At 28.0% G+C, this 18,513-nt stretch carries 16 protein-coding genes; all 16 read left to right on the top strand.

Annotated features, from left to right (window positions below):
* Nucleotides 1–290: 290 nt before the first annotated feature.
* The 16 genes from HMPREF0216_RS05575 to HMPREF0216_RS05500 all read left to right on the top strand — a co-directional run bounded on the left by HMPREF0216_RS05575 (nt 291) and on the right by HMPREF0216_RS05500 (nt 18,434).
* The gene (locus HMPREF0216_RS05575) at nt 291–1,214 is read left to right on the top strand and encodes an ABC transporter ATP-binding protein (RefSeq protein WP_005212230.1); all 924 of its coding nucleotides are present in this window, start codon (nt 291–293) and stop codon (nt 1,212–1,214) included.
* Nucleotides 1,207–2,088: an ABC transporter permease subunit gene (locus HMPREF0216_RS05570; RefSeq protein ID WP_005212228.1), complete on the top strand. Its 882-nt coding sequence runs from the start codon at nt 1,207–1,209 to the stop codon at nt 2,086–2,088. The genes HMPREF0216_RS05575 and HMPREF0216_RS05570 overlap by 8 nt, the downstream gene beginning before the upstream one ends.
* A gap of 46 nt (nt 2,089–2,134) precedes the next feature.
* The gene (locus tag HMPREF0216_RS05565) at nt 2,135–2,428 is read left to right on the top strand and encodes an SdpI family protein (protein WP_005212226.1); all 294 of its coding nucleotides are present in this window, start codon (nt 2,135–2,137) and stop codon (nt 2,426–2,428) included.
* Nucleotides 2,429–2,467: 39 nt separating this feature from the next.
* Nucleotides 2,468–3,181 (top strand): ABC transporter ATP-binding protein, encoded by a 714-nt coding sequence (locus tag HMPREF0216_RS05560; RefSeq protein ID WP_040419066.1) that lies wholly within the window; start codon nt 2,468–2,470, stop codon nt 3,179–3,181.
* Complete coding sequence (locus HMPREF0216_RS05555) at nt 3,174–4,778, top strand: ABC transporter permease (protein WP_005212223.1); 1,605 nt, start codon at nt 3,174–3,176, stop codon at nt 4,776–4,778. The genes HMPREF0216_RS05560 and HMPREF0216_RS05555 overlap by 8 nt, the downstream gene beginning before the upstream one ends.
* 236 nt (nt 4,779–5,014) lie before the next feature.
* Entirely contained in the window at nt 5,015–5,899 is an 885-nt protein-coding gene (locus tag HMPREF0216_RS05550; protein WP_005212221.1) for a sensor histidine kinase, read from the top strand.
* Between the two features lie 338 nt (nt 5,900–6,237).
* The gene (locus HMPREF0216_RS05545; RefSeq protein WP_005212212.1) at nt 6,238–7,083 is read left to right on the top strand and encodes an HAD family hydrolase; all 846 of its coding nucleotides are present in this window, start codon (nt 6,238–6,240) and stop codon (nt 7,081–7,083) included.
* A 33-nt stretch (nt 7,084–7,116) separates the two neighbouring features.
* Nucleotides 7,117–8,142: a sugar kinase gene (locus tag HMPREF0216_RS05540; RefSeq protein ID WP_005212205.1), complete on the top strand. Its 1,026-nt coding sequence runs from the start codon at nt 7,117–7,119 to the stop codon at nt 8,140–8,142.
* A gap of 52 nt (nt 8,143–8,194) precedes the next feature.
* Nucleotides 8,195–9,994 carry a beta-glucuronidase gene (gene uidA, locus HMPREF0216_RS05535; RefSeq protein WP_005212204.1) on the top strand — a complete coding sequence of 600 codons (1,800 nt, stop codon included), beginning with the start codon at nt 8,195–8,197 and terminating at the stop codon, nt 9,992–9,994.
* 145 nt (nt 9,995–10,139) lie between these two features.
* On the top strand, nt 10,140–10,826 hold the full coding sequence (locus HMPREF0216_RS05530) for a GntR family transcriptional regulator (protein WP_005212203.1): 687 nt from the start codon (nt 10,140–10,142) through the stop codon (nt 10,824–10,826).
* 223 nt (nt 10,827–11,049) lie between these two features.
* Nucleotides 11,050–11,901, top strand: a complete 852-nt coding sequence (locus HMPREF0216_RS05525) for an SDR family oxidoreductase (RefSeq protein WP_040419064.1) — start codon at nt 11,050–11,052, stop codon at nt 11,899–11,901.
* A gap of 14 nt (nt 11,902–11,915) precedes the next feature.
* On the top strand, nt 11,916–12,524 hold the full coding sequence (eda, locus tag HMPREF0216_RS05520) for a bifunctional 4-hydroxy-2-oxoglutarate aldolase/2-dehydro-3-deoxy-phosphogluconate aldolase (protein WP_005212201.1): 609 nt from the start codon (nt 11,916–11,918) through the stop codon (nt 12,522–12,524).
* Nucleotides 12,525–12,616: 92 nt separating this feature from the next.
* Nucleotides 12,617–13,669, top strand: a complete 1,053-nt coding sequence (gene uxuA / locus HMPREF0216_RS05515) for a mannonate dehydratase (RefSeq protein WP_005212200.1) — start codon at nt 12,617–12,619, stop codon at nt 13,667–13,669.
* A 23-nt stretch (nt 13,670–13,692) separates the two neighbouring features.
* Nucleotides 13,693–15,093: a glucuronate isomerase gene (uxaC, locus tag HMPREF0216_RS05510; RefSeq protein ID WP_005212199.1), complete on the top strand. Its 1,401-nt coding sequence runs from the start codon at nt 13,693–13,695 to the stop codon at nt 15,091–15,093.
* A 119-nt stretch (nt 15,094–15,212) separates the two neighbouring features.
* Nucleotides 15,213–16,601: an MFS transporter gene (locus HMPREF0216_RS05505; RefSeq protein ID WP_005212198.1), complete on the top strand. Its 1,389-nt coding sequence runs from the start codon at nt 15,213–15,215 to the stop codon at nt 16,599–16,601.
* A gap of 63 nt (nt 16,602–16,664) precedes the next feature.
* On the top strand, nt 16,665–18,434 hold the full coding sequence (locus HMPREF0216_RS05500) for a glycoside hydrolase family 3 protein (protein WP_005212195.1): 1,770 nt from the start codon (nt 16,665–16,667) through the stop codon (nt 18,432–18,434).
* Nucleotides 18,435–18,513 lie beyond the last annotated feature (79 nt).

Genomic DNA, 18,513 nt, shown 5'->3' with positions numbered 1-18,513 from the left:
ACTTAAAATTAATAATAGTGAAATTTATTAAAGATTGTTTTGGGAGTAGTAAGTGGAGTAATAACAGTTTTATTAGCAGTAGTATTATTAAAATATTTTTAATGAATAGAAAAAAATCAGCAAGGAAATAACCAGGCTGATTTTTTTGCTTTTTTACAAACTTAATACTTTCTTAATATTTTCTTTAAGCTATCTTATAACTGTAAATATACACTGTAATTTACAGTAGAGAATTAAATAAGGAATAGCTAATGAGTAATAGATAATTTTAATAAGGAGGTAAATTAAAAGTGAAAGAACTTATATTAAAGACATATAACCTTACAAAAAAATATGGTAATCAAATAGTTGTAGATAATGTTAATATGACAATTAAAAAAGGAGATATATATGGTTTTATAGGCCAAAATGGAGCGGGAAAGACAACCTTAATTAGACTTATAACAGGATTAATTCATAAAAGTAATGGAGAGATAGAATTATTTGGTGGTAGTGGTGAAAAAGCATTAAATGAAGCAAGAACTATGATAGGAAGTTTAATTGAAACACCATCATTTTATGGGAATATGACTGCAAGAGAAAACCTTGAAGTATCTAGATTAGTAAGAGACATACCAGGAAAGAATTGTATAGACGAGGTATTAAATTTAGTTGGATTAAATGATGTTGAAAAGAAAAAGGTTAAAAACTTTTCTTTAGGTATGAGACAAAGATTAGGAATTGCAAATGCATTAATGGGAAATCCCAAATTACTTATACTAGATGAACCTATAAATGGGCTTGATCCAATGGGAATTGTTGAAATAAGAGAGTTATTAAAGAAGATAAATAAAGAAAAGGATATGACAATATTAATATCCAGCCATATATTAAGTGAATTATCAGAACTTGCAACCACATATGGAATAATATCTAAGGGTAGATTGATTGAAGAAATAACTGCAAATGAATTAAATGAAAAGTGTAGACAATATATAGATTTAATAGTGGATGATACAGCAAAAGCTGTTGCTTTGTTAGAAAGGGAATTAGATATAAGTGATTATGAAGTTTGGGAAGGTAATAAAATAAAGATATTTTCAAATCTAGATAGCATTGGTATCATTAATTCAACTATTTCTAAAGCTGGAGTTATAGTTGAGAGTATAGGAATAAAAGGAGAAAATTTAGAAGAATACTTTATGAATGTTATTGGAGGTGATTTAAATGATTAAATCGCTAAAAGCAGAATTATATAAGTTATTCAAAAATAGGACATTTAAAGTTATAGTTACTATAGTAATTGCCATGTCAATCTTAACAGTTGTTATGGCATCATCTGTTATAGAAAAAATTTTAATGGATAGCTTAGGGGATATGCCCGAGAATCAAAAAGAAATATTTATACAAGAAATGATGAATTCAGTAGAAAGTGAAGCTATAGTTACCCCAGGGGCGTTAGGAATTCAAATTCAAGCAAAAGATATAATGAATCCAACAGCATTGGAAATATATCATTCTTCATTTGGATCTGGTTTTATGGAGATATTAATAGGAATTTTAGTAGCTTCATTAATGGCTAAGGAATATTCACAAGGAACTATTAAGAATTTCCTAGCTTATGGAAAGAAAAGAGAGGAGTTTTATATATCAAAGTTTTTAGCAATGGTAATAGCAATTACAATACTGTTAGCATTATTAACAATAATTCCAACCATAGGTACAACTATTATTAATGGATGGGGACAAAATTTTGAATTATCACAATTATTAGGAATGATGAAGGTATTTATAGCTGCAATTCTAACCAATTTAGCAGTTGCATCATTAATAATGATTATAGCTACATTAGTTAAAAGTAATGGTGCTACTATAGGGATAGCAGTTGCATTGTTTATAGGAGCTCCAACACTAGGGGGATTTCTTTATGGGATCTATCCGTGGTTTGATAAGATATATGAAGTATTACCATTTTATAATTCAGCATTAGCTGTTTCGATTTATTCAAGTAATACTGATGTATTAAGAGCCATGATAATAGCTTCAATAACCATTGTAATTGCATTAATATTTGGAATAAAAATATTTAAGACTCAGGATATAAAATAAAGACAAAGATAGTATAACAACAATTAATGAGGACGGGTAAAAAGAGATGGAAAATAGAAAATTATCAAATTATATTAAATTAGGCTTTGGCATATTAATTGCTATTTTAGGAATTGTTTCATTTTGGCTATTGCCAGATAAAGTAGGAATGCAAATTTCAGCTAGTGGGCAATTACAAAACTATATGCCAAAAGTATTGGCTGTTATTTTACCTATTGGAGTATATGCATTAGGATTTTTACCTAATAAGAATGGTAAAACTGATCAGTGGAAAAGACAGTTAATTATTTCAGTTTTAGCTATATTTATTCAAGTTTTTGCATTAATCTCAAATTTATAAATTAGGATAAATAGATCAATGATAAAAAGGGGAGTTAGTATGTTAGATATAAAGAATTTTTCTAAGGAATATTCAAAAGGACAAAAAGCAGTAGACAATATATCTTTAAATGTAAATGGTGGAGAAATATTTGGCTTTATAGGACATAATGGAGCAGGAAAAACTACAACAATTAAAGCTATTGTAGGAATATTAGATTTTAATGATGGAGATATATTAGTTAATGGAAAATCAATTAAAAATGATACAATAGAATGTAAAAAAATTATGGCCTATATACCTGATAATCCAGATCTTTATGAAGCGTTAACTGGCATTCAGTATTTAAGCTTTATTGCAGATATATATAAGGTTGGTAAAGCTCAAAGAGAAAAATTAATTAAATATTATGGAGATAAATTAGAGTTAACTAAGTATTTAGGGGATTTAATATCGTCATATTCGCATGGTATGAAGCAAAAGCTAGCTGTTATATCAGCATTAATTCATAAGCCAAAGCTATTAATTTTAGATGAACCTTTTGTTGGACTAGACCCTAAGGCAGCTCATACGCTTAAAGAAATAATGAGAGAAATATGTAATGAAGGAAGTTCTATATTTTTCTCAACTCATGTATTAGAAGTTGCTGAAAAATTATGTGATAAGATTGCAATTATTAAAGGTGGAAAGATTGTAGCAGAAGGAACTATGGAAGAGGTTAAAGGAAATAGCTCTTTAGAAGATGTATTTATGGAGTTGATTGATAATGAGTAATTTATTAGTTATATTAAAAAATTCATTTATAAATAATACAGGTATTAATTCTTTAGCTAATGGAATAAATGGAGGTAAAGAGAAGAAAAAGCTATTATTTTCAACATTTATGTTGATATTTATTGGAGCTTTAATTTGCTTTATGTCAACGACATATTCATTAATGATGGCGGAAGCATTACAAGAAATAGGTTATTTAGATTTATTATTAGTAATGGCTATATTGGTAAGTTGTATGTTAGGACTTTTTACATCAATATACAAGGCTCAAGGTGTTTTATTTAATGCAAAAGATTATGATTTATTAATGTCTTTGCCTATAAAGAACACCACAATATTAGCTAGTAAAATAATTAGCCTTATGTCTATAAATTTTATAAGCTCAGCACTTATATTAATACCAGCATCTATAGTTTATTTTAGATATAATGGAAGTTTATCATGGATGTATTTTTTAATATTAACAATATCATTAATATTTGTACCAATGATACCTATAGTAGCAGCTTCAATAATCGCAGTTATAATAACATTTATATCATCAAGATTTAAGCATAAAAATATAGCAACTGTAATAGTAGGAATGATAATTTTACTTGGTATTATGGCAGTCTCATTTAATTCACAAAAATATGTTAATGAATTTATAGCTAATAGTGAATCAATAGTAAATGGATTATCTAGTATATATCCACCGGCTTTATATTTAAAAAATGCATTAATAAATATTGATTTTATTAGTTTAGTTAAGTTTATAATTATATCGATAATACCATTTATGATTTTTATATTTGTATTTGCAAAAACATTTAAGATTATTAATGGAAAGCTATCTGAAACTTATAGAAGAGCCAATTATAAGGTTGGAAGTTTAGAAGAAAAAAGTATCCTAAAAGCATTAATGATACAAGAATTAAGGAGATATATAGCAACACCAATATATATTTTTAATACAGCATTTGCAATGGTATTGCTAGTATCAGCATCTGTTGTCAGTTTATTTTTAAGTAGAGAACAGATTTTAGTTTTATTAGGGTATCAAGGAATGGAAGATTTAATTCCTATGATGGCATTAGTATTAATGGTATTTACTATAGGGTTATCATGTACTACTAATTCATCAATTTCATTAGAAGGTAATAGATTATGGATAATTAAATCACTACCTATTGATACTGTAAAAATATTTAAAGGTAAGATTTTAATGAATTTAATTATAACAGTTCCTGCTACAATTATTTCTAATATATTGTTATTTATAGGATTAAATTATGAAATTAAGTATTTAATATTTAATCTTGTAATAAGCTTAATATTTTCATTATTATCACCAGTTGTAGGATTGATAGGAAATTTATATTTCCCTAAATTGGACTGGACAAACCCTACAGTAGTAGTAAAACAAAGCACAAGTGTATTTATTACAATGGTATTTGTTATGGCCACAATTGGATTAGGAATAGGTGCAGTATATTTATTTAGAATAAGTAATTTTATAATGTTTTTAAGTATAGTTGCTATAATATTATTAGTAATGTTAGTAGTTGCATGGGAAGTATTAATTAATCAAGGAGTAACTAAATTTAAAGAACTTTAGTATAAAAAAGTAATAGTTTTAATTAATGAATAAAAATGGTCGGTAACTATAACCGATCATTTTTTTAGAATTATGAATAATATTGAAGGTGAAATTATTTATTATGTTTATAAAGGTATTATATTGGAAATATTTAATACTTAGAATATAATTAAGTAATTACTATAGTGTTAAATTTAATGATAAAAATACAATAAGATAGATATATAATATTGATATGTAGAAAAGGAGAATTAATGGGAATAATATATCTTTTAATAGTGGTAATTATTGTTTTAATAAGTATTATTATTAAAAATAAAACAGAATTAAGAAAAATAAGTATGCAAATTGAAAAAAACTTAAATGAATATACTAATATAAAAACTTCAACTATTGATAAAGATATAGAAAAATTAGTGATTAATATCAACTTGCTATATGACGAAAGACAAAAAGTAGTAGCTGCAAAAAAGAAGACAGAAGAAGAATTAAGACAAAGTATATCTAATATGTCTCATGATTTGAGAACACCGTTAACTTCTATAATGGGATATATGCAAATGGTTAAGGAAAAGGATCTTTCAGAAATTGAAAGAAAAGAGTATTTAGAAATAATAGAGAAGAGGACAAAGTCCTTGCAAGAATTAATTAATGGTTTTTATGATTTATCAAGAATTGAAGGAAATGAATATAAATTTAATTATAAAAAAATAAATTTAAGCAAAATATTATGTGAAAATATTGCATTGTTCTATAATGATTTTATAAATAATAATATTGAGCCTATTATAGAAATAGATGAAAATATAAGAGATATAATATGTGATGAAAGTGCTGTAATTAGAATATTTTCAAATTTAATAGGTAATATGATTAAACATGGAGAAAAGTTTGTAAAAATAACTTTAAAACAAAAAGACGATATCATAATAACAGAATTTATTAACAAAGCAATAGGATTAAATGAACAAAATGTGGATAAGATTTTTGATAGATTTTATACTGTGGATAAATCAAGAAGCGATAGAAATACAGGATTAGGTTTATATATAACTAATGTTTTAGTGGAGAAGTTAGGCCAGAGAATAAGTGCTGAAGTAGAGGATGAGAATTTAAAAATAACTATTGTATGGAATTAATATATTTTTTAGGTAAATAATTTAATAAATATTTTTATTAAGGAAGCAATTATATATTTATATAGTTGCTTTTTATAGTTGTGAACTAATTTAGTAATAAATAAGTAGTTGAAATGTGGAAATTAATATGCTAGTATACACTAGTATAAATACTTTCGTATAAAGTAAATTTATAATTATTATATTTGAGTTAGTACCATTCTTTTATACTTAAGCAATATTACCAAAATTTGATGTTATTAGGGAATTGGAAAATTTTAATAATACTCAAAAGTCTACACACTGATTTGAAGTACTAACTCCAAATATAATATAAAAATACAATAGTAGTTGACAAGATGAGTAATATATTAGAAAAGTTTATAAAAAATAAAGATTTTCTTATTTGTATAGATTCTGATGGATGTGAAATAGATACTATGGATATAAAGCATATAAAGTGTTTTGGACCTTGTATGATTACAGAATGGAATCTTGAAAAGTGGAGAAAGACTATATTAGATAGTTGGAATGAAGTTAATCTTTATACATTAACTAGGGGAATAAATAGATTTAAGGGGTTAGCAGTAGCTCTTACTGAAATTAATGATAAATATATAAAAATTGAAGGTTTAGATGAATTTTTAAAATGGACAGAGGAAACTTTAGAACTTTCCAATGAATCTTTAGAAGCTGAATTAGAAAAGACAAATAATATTTGTATAAAAAGGGCTTTAGAATGGTCAAAAGCTGTAAATAAATCAATAGATTTATTAAGTGACGATGAAAAATGTCCATTCGAAGGAGTAAAAGAGGCTATAATAGCAGCTAAAAAAATTGCAGATATAGCAATAGTATCATCTGCAAATGAAAAAGCAGTTTTAGATGAATGGAGTCATAATGGACTTTTAGAAAATGTTGATATAGTTTTAACTCAAAATATTGGATCAAAGGCTTATTGTATAAGTAAGCTTATTGAAAAGGGATATGATAGAACAAAGGTTTTAATGGTAGGTGATGCTTTAGGAGATCTTAAAGCTGCTGAATCAAATGAAGTTTTATATTATCCAATAATGGTTAAAAAAGAAAAAGATTCTTGGGAAAGATTTACTAAAGAGGCTTTAGAAAAATTTATTGGTGATTTATATATAGGTGAATATCAAGAAAAAGTTATAAATGAATTTAGATTAAATTTATCTAAATAATCTTATATATAATTGGGAAAGGATAGGGGTAGGATGAGAAACATACAATTCAAAAGTAAAAAAGTATTAGGTTTTGGAGAAATAATGTTAAGACTTACGCCTCCTAATAATCAAAAAATAATACAAGCTAATTCTTTCGAGGCTGTATATTCTGGAGGAGAAGCAAATGTAATAGCAAGTCTTGCTATTATGGGTCATGATACTAAGTTTATAACTAAATTACCAAATAATTATTTAGGAGAAAAAGTCATAAGTAAGTTTAGGGGTTATAATGTAGATGTAAACGATGTTGTGATAGGTGAAGGTAGACTTGGTGTATATTATTCTGAAATAGGACATGGACTTAGAAGTACTGAAGTTATATATGATAGAAAGTATTCAGCAATTTCCATGGCTAAAAAAGAAGAATTTGATATAAAAAAAATGCTAAAAGATGTTGGATTAGTTCATTTATCAGGAATAACTCCAGCTTTAAGCAATAATTTAAAAGAGTTAATAATAGATATTGTAAAGGAATGTAGAAGACAAGGAATACTAGTTTCTTATGATTCTAATTATAGATCGAAGTTATGGTCTATAGATGAGGCAAAGGAAGTTTTAGAAGAAATATTACCATATATAGATTTTGCTTTTTTAGGACAGCTAGATATGGAAAATATATTAAAGTTTGAGGATAATAATTTAGGGGTTGAGGAAAAATTACAATATAATTACGAGAAGCTATTTAAAAAATATCCAAATTTAAAATATGTAGCATGTACTAAGAGAATTGTAAATTCAATAAACAATAATACTTTACAGGGGTATTTATTTGATGGAAATCAGTTATTTAAATCAAATAAGCATACATTTGACATATTAGATAGAGTTGGTGGTGGTGATGCTTTTACAGCAGGGATACTTCACGGAATTTTAAATGAAATGAAAAATGAAAGAATTGTAGAATTTGGAACATGTGCTAGTGCTTTGAAGCATTCAATAATAGGAGATATAAATATTATTGATGAAGATACAATTAATTCAGTTATAGATAATGGATTATGCAATGTAAAAAGGTAAAATTTTAAAAAAATAATAAATTTTATTAAAATAAATTTTTGGAGGGGTTATTATGTTATATCCAATAGTTACAGAATCAAGACAATTAATAGATTTAAATGGTATATGGAAGTTTAAACTAGATAAGGAATATGGCCTTACAGAAGAATGGAGAAAATCACCATTAAAAAATACTATAGAAATGGCTGTACCAGCTTCATATAATGATTTAGTAGAAAATCAAGAAATTAGAGATCATGTTGGATGGGTATGGTATGAAAGAAATTTTATTGTTCCTAAGTTTTTAACTAATGAAAGAATAGTGTTAAGATTTGGGTCAGTAACTCATGAAGCAAAAGTATATTTAAATGGAGAATTATTAGTTGAGCATAAGGGAGGATTTACTCCTTTTGAGGCTGAAATAAATAATCTATTGGTACAAGGTGAAAATAGATTAACTGTTGCTGTAAATAATATAATAGATGAGAGCACTTTACCAGTTGGATTAGTAAAAGAGGTAGAGGTTAATGGAAAAAGAGTTGTAAAAAATTTAGTTAATTTTGACTTTTTCAATTATGCAGGAATACATAGACCTGTAAAAATTTATACAACTCCTAAGAATTATATAGAAGACATAACAATTGTTACTGATTTTAAAGAAACAGTAGGATATGTTAATTATGAAATTAAGACTGTAGGAGAAGGGAATATTAATGTATCAATTATTGATGAGAATAATAATGTAGTTTCACAAGAAACAGGAAAGTGTGGAAATTTAGTTATAGATAATGTTAAGTTATGGGAACCTATGAATGCATATCTATATAAATTAAAAGTTGAATTATTAAATGATAATACAGTAATCGATACTTATTTTGAAGATTTTGGTGTAAGAACAGTTAAAGTTAAAGAAGGAAAGTTCTTAATTAATAATAAGCCATTCTATTTTAAAGGATTTGGAAAACATGAAGATTCTTATATAAATGGAAGAGGAATGAACGAAGCTGTTAATATAAAAGATTTTAATTTAATGAAATGGATTGGAGCAAACTCATTTAGAACTGCACATTATCCTTATTCAGAGGAAATAATGAGACTTGCAGATAGAGAAGGAATAGTTGTAATTGATGAAACTCCAGCAGTGGGATTACATTTAAACTTTATGGCCACTGGATTATTTGGTGATTCTGTAAAAAGGGATACATGGAAAGAGATAGGTACTAAAGAAGCACATGAACAAGTCTTACGAGAATTAGTTTCAAGAGATAAAAATCATCCATGTGTTGTAATGTGGTCTGTAGCAAATGAACCAGATTCTGATTCAGAAGGAGCAAAGGAATATTTTGAACCATTAATAAAGTTAACAAAGGAATTAGATCCTCAAAAGAGACCTGTGACTGTAGTTACATATTTATACTCTACTCCGGATAAATGTAAAGTTGGGGATATAGTAGATGTATTATGCCTTAATAGATATTATGGATGGTATGTAGCAGGTGGAGATTTAGAGGAAGCTAAAAGAATGCTTGCTGAAGAACTAAGAGGTTGGGAAGAAAGATGTCCTAATACGCCTATAATGTTTACAGAGTATGGTGCAGACACTGTTGCAGGAATGCATGATACAGTACCAGTTATGTTTACTGAAGAATATCAAGTACAATATTATGAAGCTAATCATGAAGTTGTAGACAAATGTAAAAACTTTGTTGGAGAACAAACGTGGAATTTTGCAGATTTTGCTACAAGTCAAGGTATAATAAGAGTCCAAGGTAATAAAAAGGGGATATTTACTAGAGAAAGAAAGCCTAAGATGATAGCTCATTCTTTACGTGAAAGATGGACTAATATACCAAATTTCGGCTATAAGAAATAAGATATTAATAAAATTAATAAAAAAATTAGGTATAGTATATATACCTAATTTTTTTATGATATAATAAAATGTAATTATACTAGTGTACTAGGATAAAAGGTCTCGTAATTTATAAATTAGCAAAAATATTAGGGGGTAATTATAGGTGATACTTTATGATAAGTTAGATAAAGAAACTGGAAAAGATTATGTATATAGAGTATTAAAAGATAATATTATGTGTTTAGAATTAAAGCCAGGCGAGTTGTTAAGTGAGTCAGAATTAGCAAAACGCTTAAATGTATCAAGAACACCAATAAGAGAGGTTTTAATAAAACTTAAGGCTGAAAAGTTGATAGAAGTTAAGCCACAGGCAGGAACTTATGTTTCGTTAATAGATTGGAATTTAATAGAAGAAGCTATTTTTATTAGATATAACTTAGAAAAAGAAGCATTAAAAGAAGCATGTGAAAAATTTTCAGAAGATACATTAATGGAAATGGAGAAATGTTTATTTGCACAAAAATTAGTTGCACAAAAAGGTGATAATTTATTGGAATTCCATAACTTAGATAAAGAATTTCATAAATTATTATTTAAAGGTATAAATAAGGTTAATGTATGGGAATCTATTTGTAATATAAGTACTCATTATAATAGAATGAGATTATTAGCTGAATTAAAGTTAAATAAAGAATTTTTAGTTGACCAACATATAACGTATTTAGATATTATAAAAAATAAAGATATAAATCATATTGAAGAGGTTGTATCACATCATATAAAAGAACCAGTTGAGCAATGGAAGAAACTGATAAAAGAGAACTCTGAAATAGCAAAATATATAGTTTAATTAAAAAATATATTTAAATAATGAGAGAAAATATTGAAGAATTAATAAATAAATTTATTAAAAATATAAATAATAATATAAAAGGAAGCCATATAATATTAAAGTTAATATTATATGGTTTTTTTAGTATATAAAAAAATTTAAATGTTTTCAAAAAAGTTATTGTAATTTATATATTAATATGCTAGTATACAAGTATAGTAATTGCAAGGAGGAATGGAAAATGAAATTACCATTTAATATTGATTTAAAAGATAAAGTTTGCGTTGTAACAGGTGGTACAGGAATTCTTTGCGGAGCAATGGCTGATGCACTTGCAGAATGTGGAGCAAAAATTGCAATTTTAGCATTAGGACAAGAGGCTTGTGATAATAAAGCTAAAGAGATAAATGAAAAAGGTGGAATAGCAATTGGTATTGAAGCCAATGTTTTAGATAAAGAAAGTTTAAGAAAGGCTCATGAAATAATTCTTAAAGAATTTGGGTCAGTTGACATATTAATAAATGGAGCTGGAGGAAATCATCCAAAAGGAACTACAACTAAAGAATACTTAGAAATTGAAGATTTAGAAAATGATGAATTAACAACATTCTTTGATTTAGATCCAAAAGGTGTAGAATTTGTATTTAATTTAAATTTCTTAGGTACATTACTTCCATCACAAGAATTTAGTAAGGATATGCTTAATAAAGATGGTGCTACAATAATCAACATATCATCTATGAATGCATTTACACCACTTACAAAGATACCAGCATATTCAGGGGCAAAAGCAGCAGTAAGCAATTTTACTCAATGGCTTGCGGTACATATGTCTAAAGTAGGGGTTAGAGTTAATGCAATAGCACCAGGGTTTTTTGTAACAGCTCAAAATCAAAAATTATTATTTAATGAAGATGGAACACCAACAGCAAGAACTGAAAAGATTCTTAATAGTACACCTATGAGAAGATTTGGTGAAGCTGATGAACTAATAGGAACATTACTATATTTAGTATCTGAAGAAGCATCAGGATTTGTAAATGGAGTAGTTATTCCAGTAGATGGAGCATTTTCTGCTTATTCAGGAGTATAAGGGGGAAAGGGAAAATGATTTTAAATGAATTAAAAGCAAATGGAATTGTAGCTGTAGTTAGAGGTAAAAGTCATGAAGAAGCTAGAGGTTACATGGAAGCTTGCTTAAGAGGCGGAATTAAATCATTGGAACTTACTTATACAATACCCAATGTATGTGATCTTATAAAAGAATATACCTCACATACAGAAGCATTAATTGGAGTTGGAAGTGTTTTAAATGGTAAAATGGCTTCAGACGCAATTGAAGCTGGTGCAAAGTATGTTGTAAGTCCAGGATATAGTGAGGAAGTTAATGAGGTTTGTAAAGAAAGGAAAGTTCTTTATTTACCAGGTTGTATGACAGTAAGTGAAATAATGAAAGCTATGGATGCTGGAAATAAAATGATTAAGCTATTCCCAGGTGATGTTTTTGGTGCAAAATATGTAAAAGCAATAAAAGCACCTATTCCACATGTTGAAATAATGCCAACAGGTGGAGTATCAGTAGATAATATTGATGAATGGTTTGCAAATGGAGTTTCTTGTGTTGGAGTTGGAAGCTCATTAATAAAAGGAACACTTGAGGATATAGAAAATACAGCTAAAGCTTTCGTTAAAAAAATGGATAAAATTAAAGCTTAAAATTTTTAAGAAAACTTGTATACTAGTATTTACAAGGATGTAGCATTGAAGTTTGAAAATAATAATTAAATTATTAAAATGGAGGAAAAATCATGGAAATGACGTTCAGATGGTATGGAAAAGATGATCCAGTTAAAATTGAATACATCAAGCAAATACCAGGTATGAAAGGAATAGTTACGGCTATATATGATATTCCAGTTGGAGAAGTATGGCCATTAGAAAGAATTTTAGAATTAAAGAATGAGATAGAAAGTCATGGATTAAAGCTTTCTGTAATAGAAAGTGTACCAGTACATGAAGATATAAAGCTTGGGTTACCAACAAGAGATAAATATATAGATAATTATATACAAACAATCAGAAATTTAGCAGAGGCTGGGATAGATACAATCTGTTACAACTTTATGCCAGTATTTGATTGGACAAGATCTGATTTAAATTATGAATTAGAGGATGGTTCAACTTGTCTAATATATGATGAAGAGCAAGTTAAAAAGATGGATCCGGCATTAGGTGAATTAGAATTACCAGGATGGGATACATCTTATGGTGAAGGTGGACTTAAAGGTTTACTAGAGCAATATAAAGATATAGATGAAGAAATATTATGGAGTAATTTAAATTATTTTATACAAAGAATAATGAAAGTTGCTGATGAAGTAAGAATGAAAATGGCAATACATCCGGATGATCCACCATGGGGAATATTTGGATTACCAAGAATTATAACTAATTTTGATAATTTAAAGAGATTTATAGATTTATATGATAGTCCTTATCATGGAGTAACATTATGTACAGGCTCTCTAGGGTGTACAAAAGTTAATGATATGGTTGAAATGGTTAATTATTTTGGAAAAGAAAGAAATAGAATACATTTTGCTCATCTTAGAAATGTAAAAATAACAGGAGATAGTAGCTTTAATGAAGTAGCTCATTTATCCGAAGCCGGTTCTTTAGATTTTTATGAAATAGTTAAAGCTTACTGTGATTATGATTTCCAAGGGCCTTACAGACCAGACCATGGAAGAATGATTTGGGGAGAAACAGGTAGACCAGGATATGGATTATATGATAGAGCATTAGGTGCAGTGTATATTAATGGACTAATTGAGGCAATTAAAAAGAATAAACAAGAATAATTAATTTGTAAGGGGATATTAAAATGAAGAAATTTATGGATAAAGACTTTTTACTAGAAAATGAAGTATCAAAAGTTTTATACCATAATTACGCTTCAAAGGTGCCAGTGTTTGACTATCACTGTCACCTAGTTCCTATGGAAATAGCCACAGATCATGAATTTAAAAATATAACAGAAATGTGGCTATACCATGACCACTATAAGTGGAGAGCTATGAGAAGCTTTGGTATAGATGAAAAATACATAACTGGAGATGCTAGTGATTATGATAAGTTCTATCAATTTGCAAAAATGATGCCTTATTTAATAGGAAATCCAATTTATCACTGGTCACATTTAGAGCTTAAGAAATTCTTTGGAGTTGAAGAAACATTAAGTGAAAAAACAGCAGATATAATTTGGAAAAAATGCAATAAAGCAATAAAAGAAAATAAATTAACAGCAAAAAAGTTAATAGATATGGCAAATGTAGTTTATATTGGAACTACAGATGATCCTATAGATGATTTAAGATATCATAAAGAAATAAAAGAGGATAATAATTTTAAATGTTCAGTTAATCCAAGCTTTAGACCAGAAAGAGCAATGAAGATACAAAATAAAGGATTTAAAGAATATATAAATAAATTATCAGAAGTTAGTAAGATTGAAATAAAATCATTTAGTGATTTAGAAAAGGCTCTAGAGGTTAGATTAGACTATTTTTATGACAACGGATGCATGATTACTGATCATAGCTTAGAAAGAGTTATTTTTTATAATTACTCATGTGAAGAAATTAACAAGATTTTTACTAAGGCATTAAATGATGAGTACGTAACAAATGAAGAAGCATCAAAATACTCAAGCGCATTATTAATAGCATTAGGAAAGATGTATTCAGAAAGAAAAATGATAATGCAACTTCATATAGGAGCATTAAGAAATAATAATACAAGAATGTTTAATAGAGTAGGAGCAGATGCAGGATTTGATAGTATTGATGATGGAGAAATAGCATATTCACTTTCAAGAATACTAGATGAATTAGATAAGGAAGATAAACTTCCAAAGACAATTTTATATTGCTTAAATCCTAAAGATAATGAAGTAATTGGAACAATGATTGGTAATTTTCAAAGCGGAAATATAGCTGGAAAGATTCAATTTGGATCTGGATGGTGGTTTAACGATCAAAAAGATGGAATGGAACGACAAATGATGGCATTATCTCAACTAGGCCTTATAAGTCAATTTGTAGGAATGGTAACTGATTCAAGAAGCTTTTTATCATATACAAGACATGAATATTTTAGAAGAATATTATGTAATTATTTAGGAGGTTTAGTGGAATCAGGTCAATATCCTTATGATGAAGAAATATTAGGGGAAATTATAGAAAATATTTGTTATAAAAACTCAGAGAAATATTTTAAAAGATAATCATTGATAAATTAGAATGGAAATTTCAAGCAGATGATTTTTCCATTCTATATAAAGGTACCATAAAAAATAAAATGTAAATGTATTCATGAAGAATTGTTTGGGAGGATAAATTAATTATGATTCTTGATTTAATAAGTAAAAAAGAAGAACAAGTGAAATCGTTTAATATGGGTGATAAAGTTGGATATGCATTTGGGGATTTTGGATGTGCAGCATTCTTTGCTTTTGTAAGTAGTTACTTAATGGTATTCTATACAGATGTTTTAGGAGTTAGTGCAGCAGCCGTAGGTACTCTATTTGTAGTAGCTAGATTTTGGGATGCTATTAATGATCCTATAATGGGAGTTCTTTTAGATAAGGCACAAGCTACTAAACATGGTAAATTTAGACCATATGTTATTAGATTTGGTTTACCAATGGTTATTGTTGGAATATTAGCTTTTACAGCAATACCAGGCTTACCAGATAATCTTAAGTTACCATATGCATATGTCACATATATTTTATATGGAATGTTGTATACAGCAGTTAATATACCTTATGGTTCATTAGCTTCAGTAATGACTAATGATTCTAATGAAAGAACAGCTTTATCAACTTTTAGAAATCTTGGATCTATGTTAGCTAATATTTTAGTAATGGTATTAGTACCAAAAATAATATTCAATGCACAAGGTGAAGTTACAGCAGAAGGATTTATAATTTGTGCAGTAATCTTAGCAATTATTTCAACAGTATCATTCTTCTTTAATTTTAGATTAACTAGAGAAAGAATAGTACACAAGACAACTAATAGTAAAAAAGGGATTATAGAAACAGTTGGATTATTATTTAGGAATAGAGCATTTTTAGGTGTAGCAATAGCTTCATTCTTAATGTTAGGTGGTACATTTACATTAAGCAGTTTAAATGTATATATATTCAAGGATTATTTTAAAGCTACTAATTTTACAGCTTTGGGTGGAATGATTGGTATGGTAGCCTCTGTAGTTGTAATACCATTTGCAGGAGCAATAGTTAGAAAACTTGGTAAAAAGGAATCAGCAGTGTTAGGATCAACTTTTGCAGCTTCTATGTATATAGTAATGTTATTTATTCCTAACTTAACAGTATCAATATTTCTTGTATTATCGTTTTTAGCAGGCTTAGGATCTGGTTTAGTAAATACAATAATTTGGGCATTAGTTTCAGATGCTATTGATTATCAAGAATATACTACAGGAGAAAGAAATGAAGGTACAGTTTATTCTTCATATTCATTAGCTAGAAAATTAGGACAAGTTATATCTGGTGGTATGGGAGGATTTGCCTTGTCTTTACTAGGATATCAATCAGGAGCTACAGTACAAGCAGAAAGTATTGGAATTGGTATTAAAAATATAGGGATAGGAATGGCTGCAGGAGGATTTATATTAACTACAATAGTTTTAATATTTGTATATAATCTTTCTAAGAAAAAAGTTGCTGAAATGAATAAAGCATTAGAAGAAAGAAGAGCAGCTTAATAAAATTAACTACAATAAGTATACGTATACTTAAAAATGTTAGAATATAAGGAGGAAACTTAAATGGTAAATTTAAAAGTAAAACCATATAATTTAGATGAAGAAGCTATAAAATGGGTAGAGGATACAATACACAATATGTCTATTGAAGAAAAAATAGGACAACTATTTGTAAACATGGGAGCGAGCCGTGATGAAGAATATTTAAAGGGTGTTTTAGATAATTATCACATAGGGGCTGTTCGTTACAATCCAGGCAAAGCTGAAGAAGTATATGAACAAAACAGAATATTACAAGAAAATTCTAAAATTCCACTATTAATAGCTGCTAATACAGAAATGGGTGGAAATGGAGCCTGTACAGATGGAACATATGTTGGTAATGAAGTGAAAATTGCTGCAACTCAAGATCCACACTATGCTTATGAATTAGGAAGAATATCTGGGGTTGAAGCATCTGCTATAGGATGTAATTGGAGTTTTGCCCCAATTGTTGATATAAATAGGAACTGGAGAAATCCAATAATATCTACTAGAACTTGGTCTGCAGATGCTGATCAAACTTTAGAATTATCTTTAGAGTATATGAGAGGTATAATGGAATCAGGAATTTTACCAGCTGCTAAGCATTTTCCAGGGGATGGTATAGATGAAAGAGATCAACACTTATCATTTGCTCCAAATACTTTATCAGTTGAAGATTGGAATGCTACTTTTGGAAAAGTATACTCTGGATTAATTGAAGCAGGTCTTCCATCAATAATGGCTGGACATATTGCTTTACCAGAATACGTAAGATACTTCAATCCAAATGCTACAATTCAAGAAATGAATATGCCTGCAACTTTAAGTAAATACGTATTAACAGATTTATTAAAAGGTCAAATGGGATTCAATGGATTAGTTGTAACTGATGCATCTCATATGGTTGCTATGACTTCTGCTATGAAGCGTAAAGATATGTTACCAACTGCAATTGCAGCAGGTAGTGATTTATTCTTATTTTTCAATGATCCAGATGAAGATTTCCAATGGATGATGGAAGGATATAAAAATGGAGTTATAACTGAAGAAAGACTTCATGATGCATTAGCTAGAATATTAGGTTTAAAAGCTTCTTTAGGATTACATAAGAAGGCTAAGGCTGAAATATTACAACCAAAAGAAGAAGCTATGGCCAAGATTGGTTTAGAAGAAAATAAGAAAGCGGCTTTAGAAATAGCTGATAAGGGAATAACTTTAGTTAAGAATAATGAAGATATATTCCCAATTTCACCAAATGAGACTAAAAAAGTATTACTTGTAAATGCTAAAGGTTTCGAAGGTGGATTTGGTAAATTTATAGCTCTTATGCAAGGAGTACAAAAAGGTCCTGTAGATATAATGAAAGAATTATTAGAAGAAGAGGGATTCCAAATAGAAATATATGAATCACCAATAGACAAAATTATGAAATTACCAAAAGAAGAAATGGGTGCAGCACTTGGAAATGTTTATGCTGGTAAGCGTCCAATAGCTGAATTAACTTCAAAATATGATTTAATTATAAATTTAGCTGATGTAGGGGCAAGTGTTGACCAGCGTCTTCAATGGCCACCAAGTAAAGGTACTCCAGATATTCCATTCTATGTAAATGAAATACCTACTATCTTTGTTTCAGTACAATGTCCATTCCATTTAGCTGATGTACCACAAGTTAAGACTTATATAAATACTTATGATAGTAAAGATTATACGCTTAAAGCATTAGTTGATAAAATGATGGGACGTTCAGAATTTAAGGGTGTAAGTCCAGTAGATGCATTCTGTGGATTAGAAGATACTAAGTATTAATATATATTTTGTTATACAGTTATTTTAAAAAACATAAAATTTTTACCACTACAAAATTATAGATATTAAAAATATATAG

The organism is Clostridium celatum DSM 1785 (assembly GCF_000320405.1).
GTDB classification, from domain to species: Bacteria; Bacillota; Clostridia; order Clostridiales; family Clostridiaceae; genus Clostridium; species Clostridium celatum.
The sequence above is the reverse complement of the archived record's forward strand: the minus strand, read 5'-3'. Positions and strand labels throughout refer to the sequence as shown.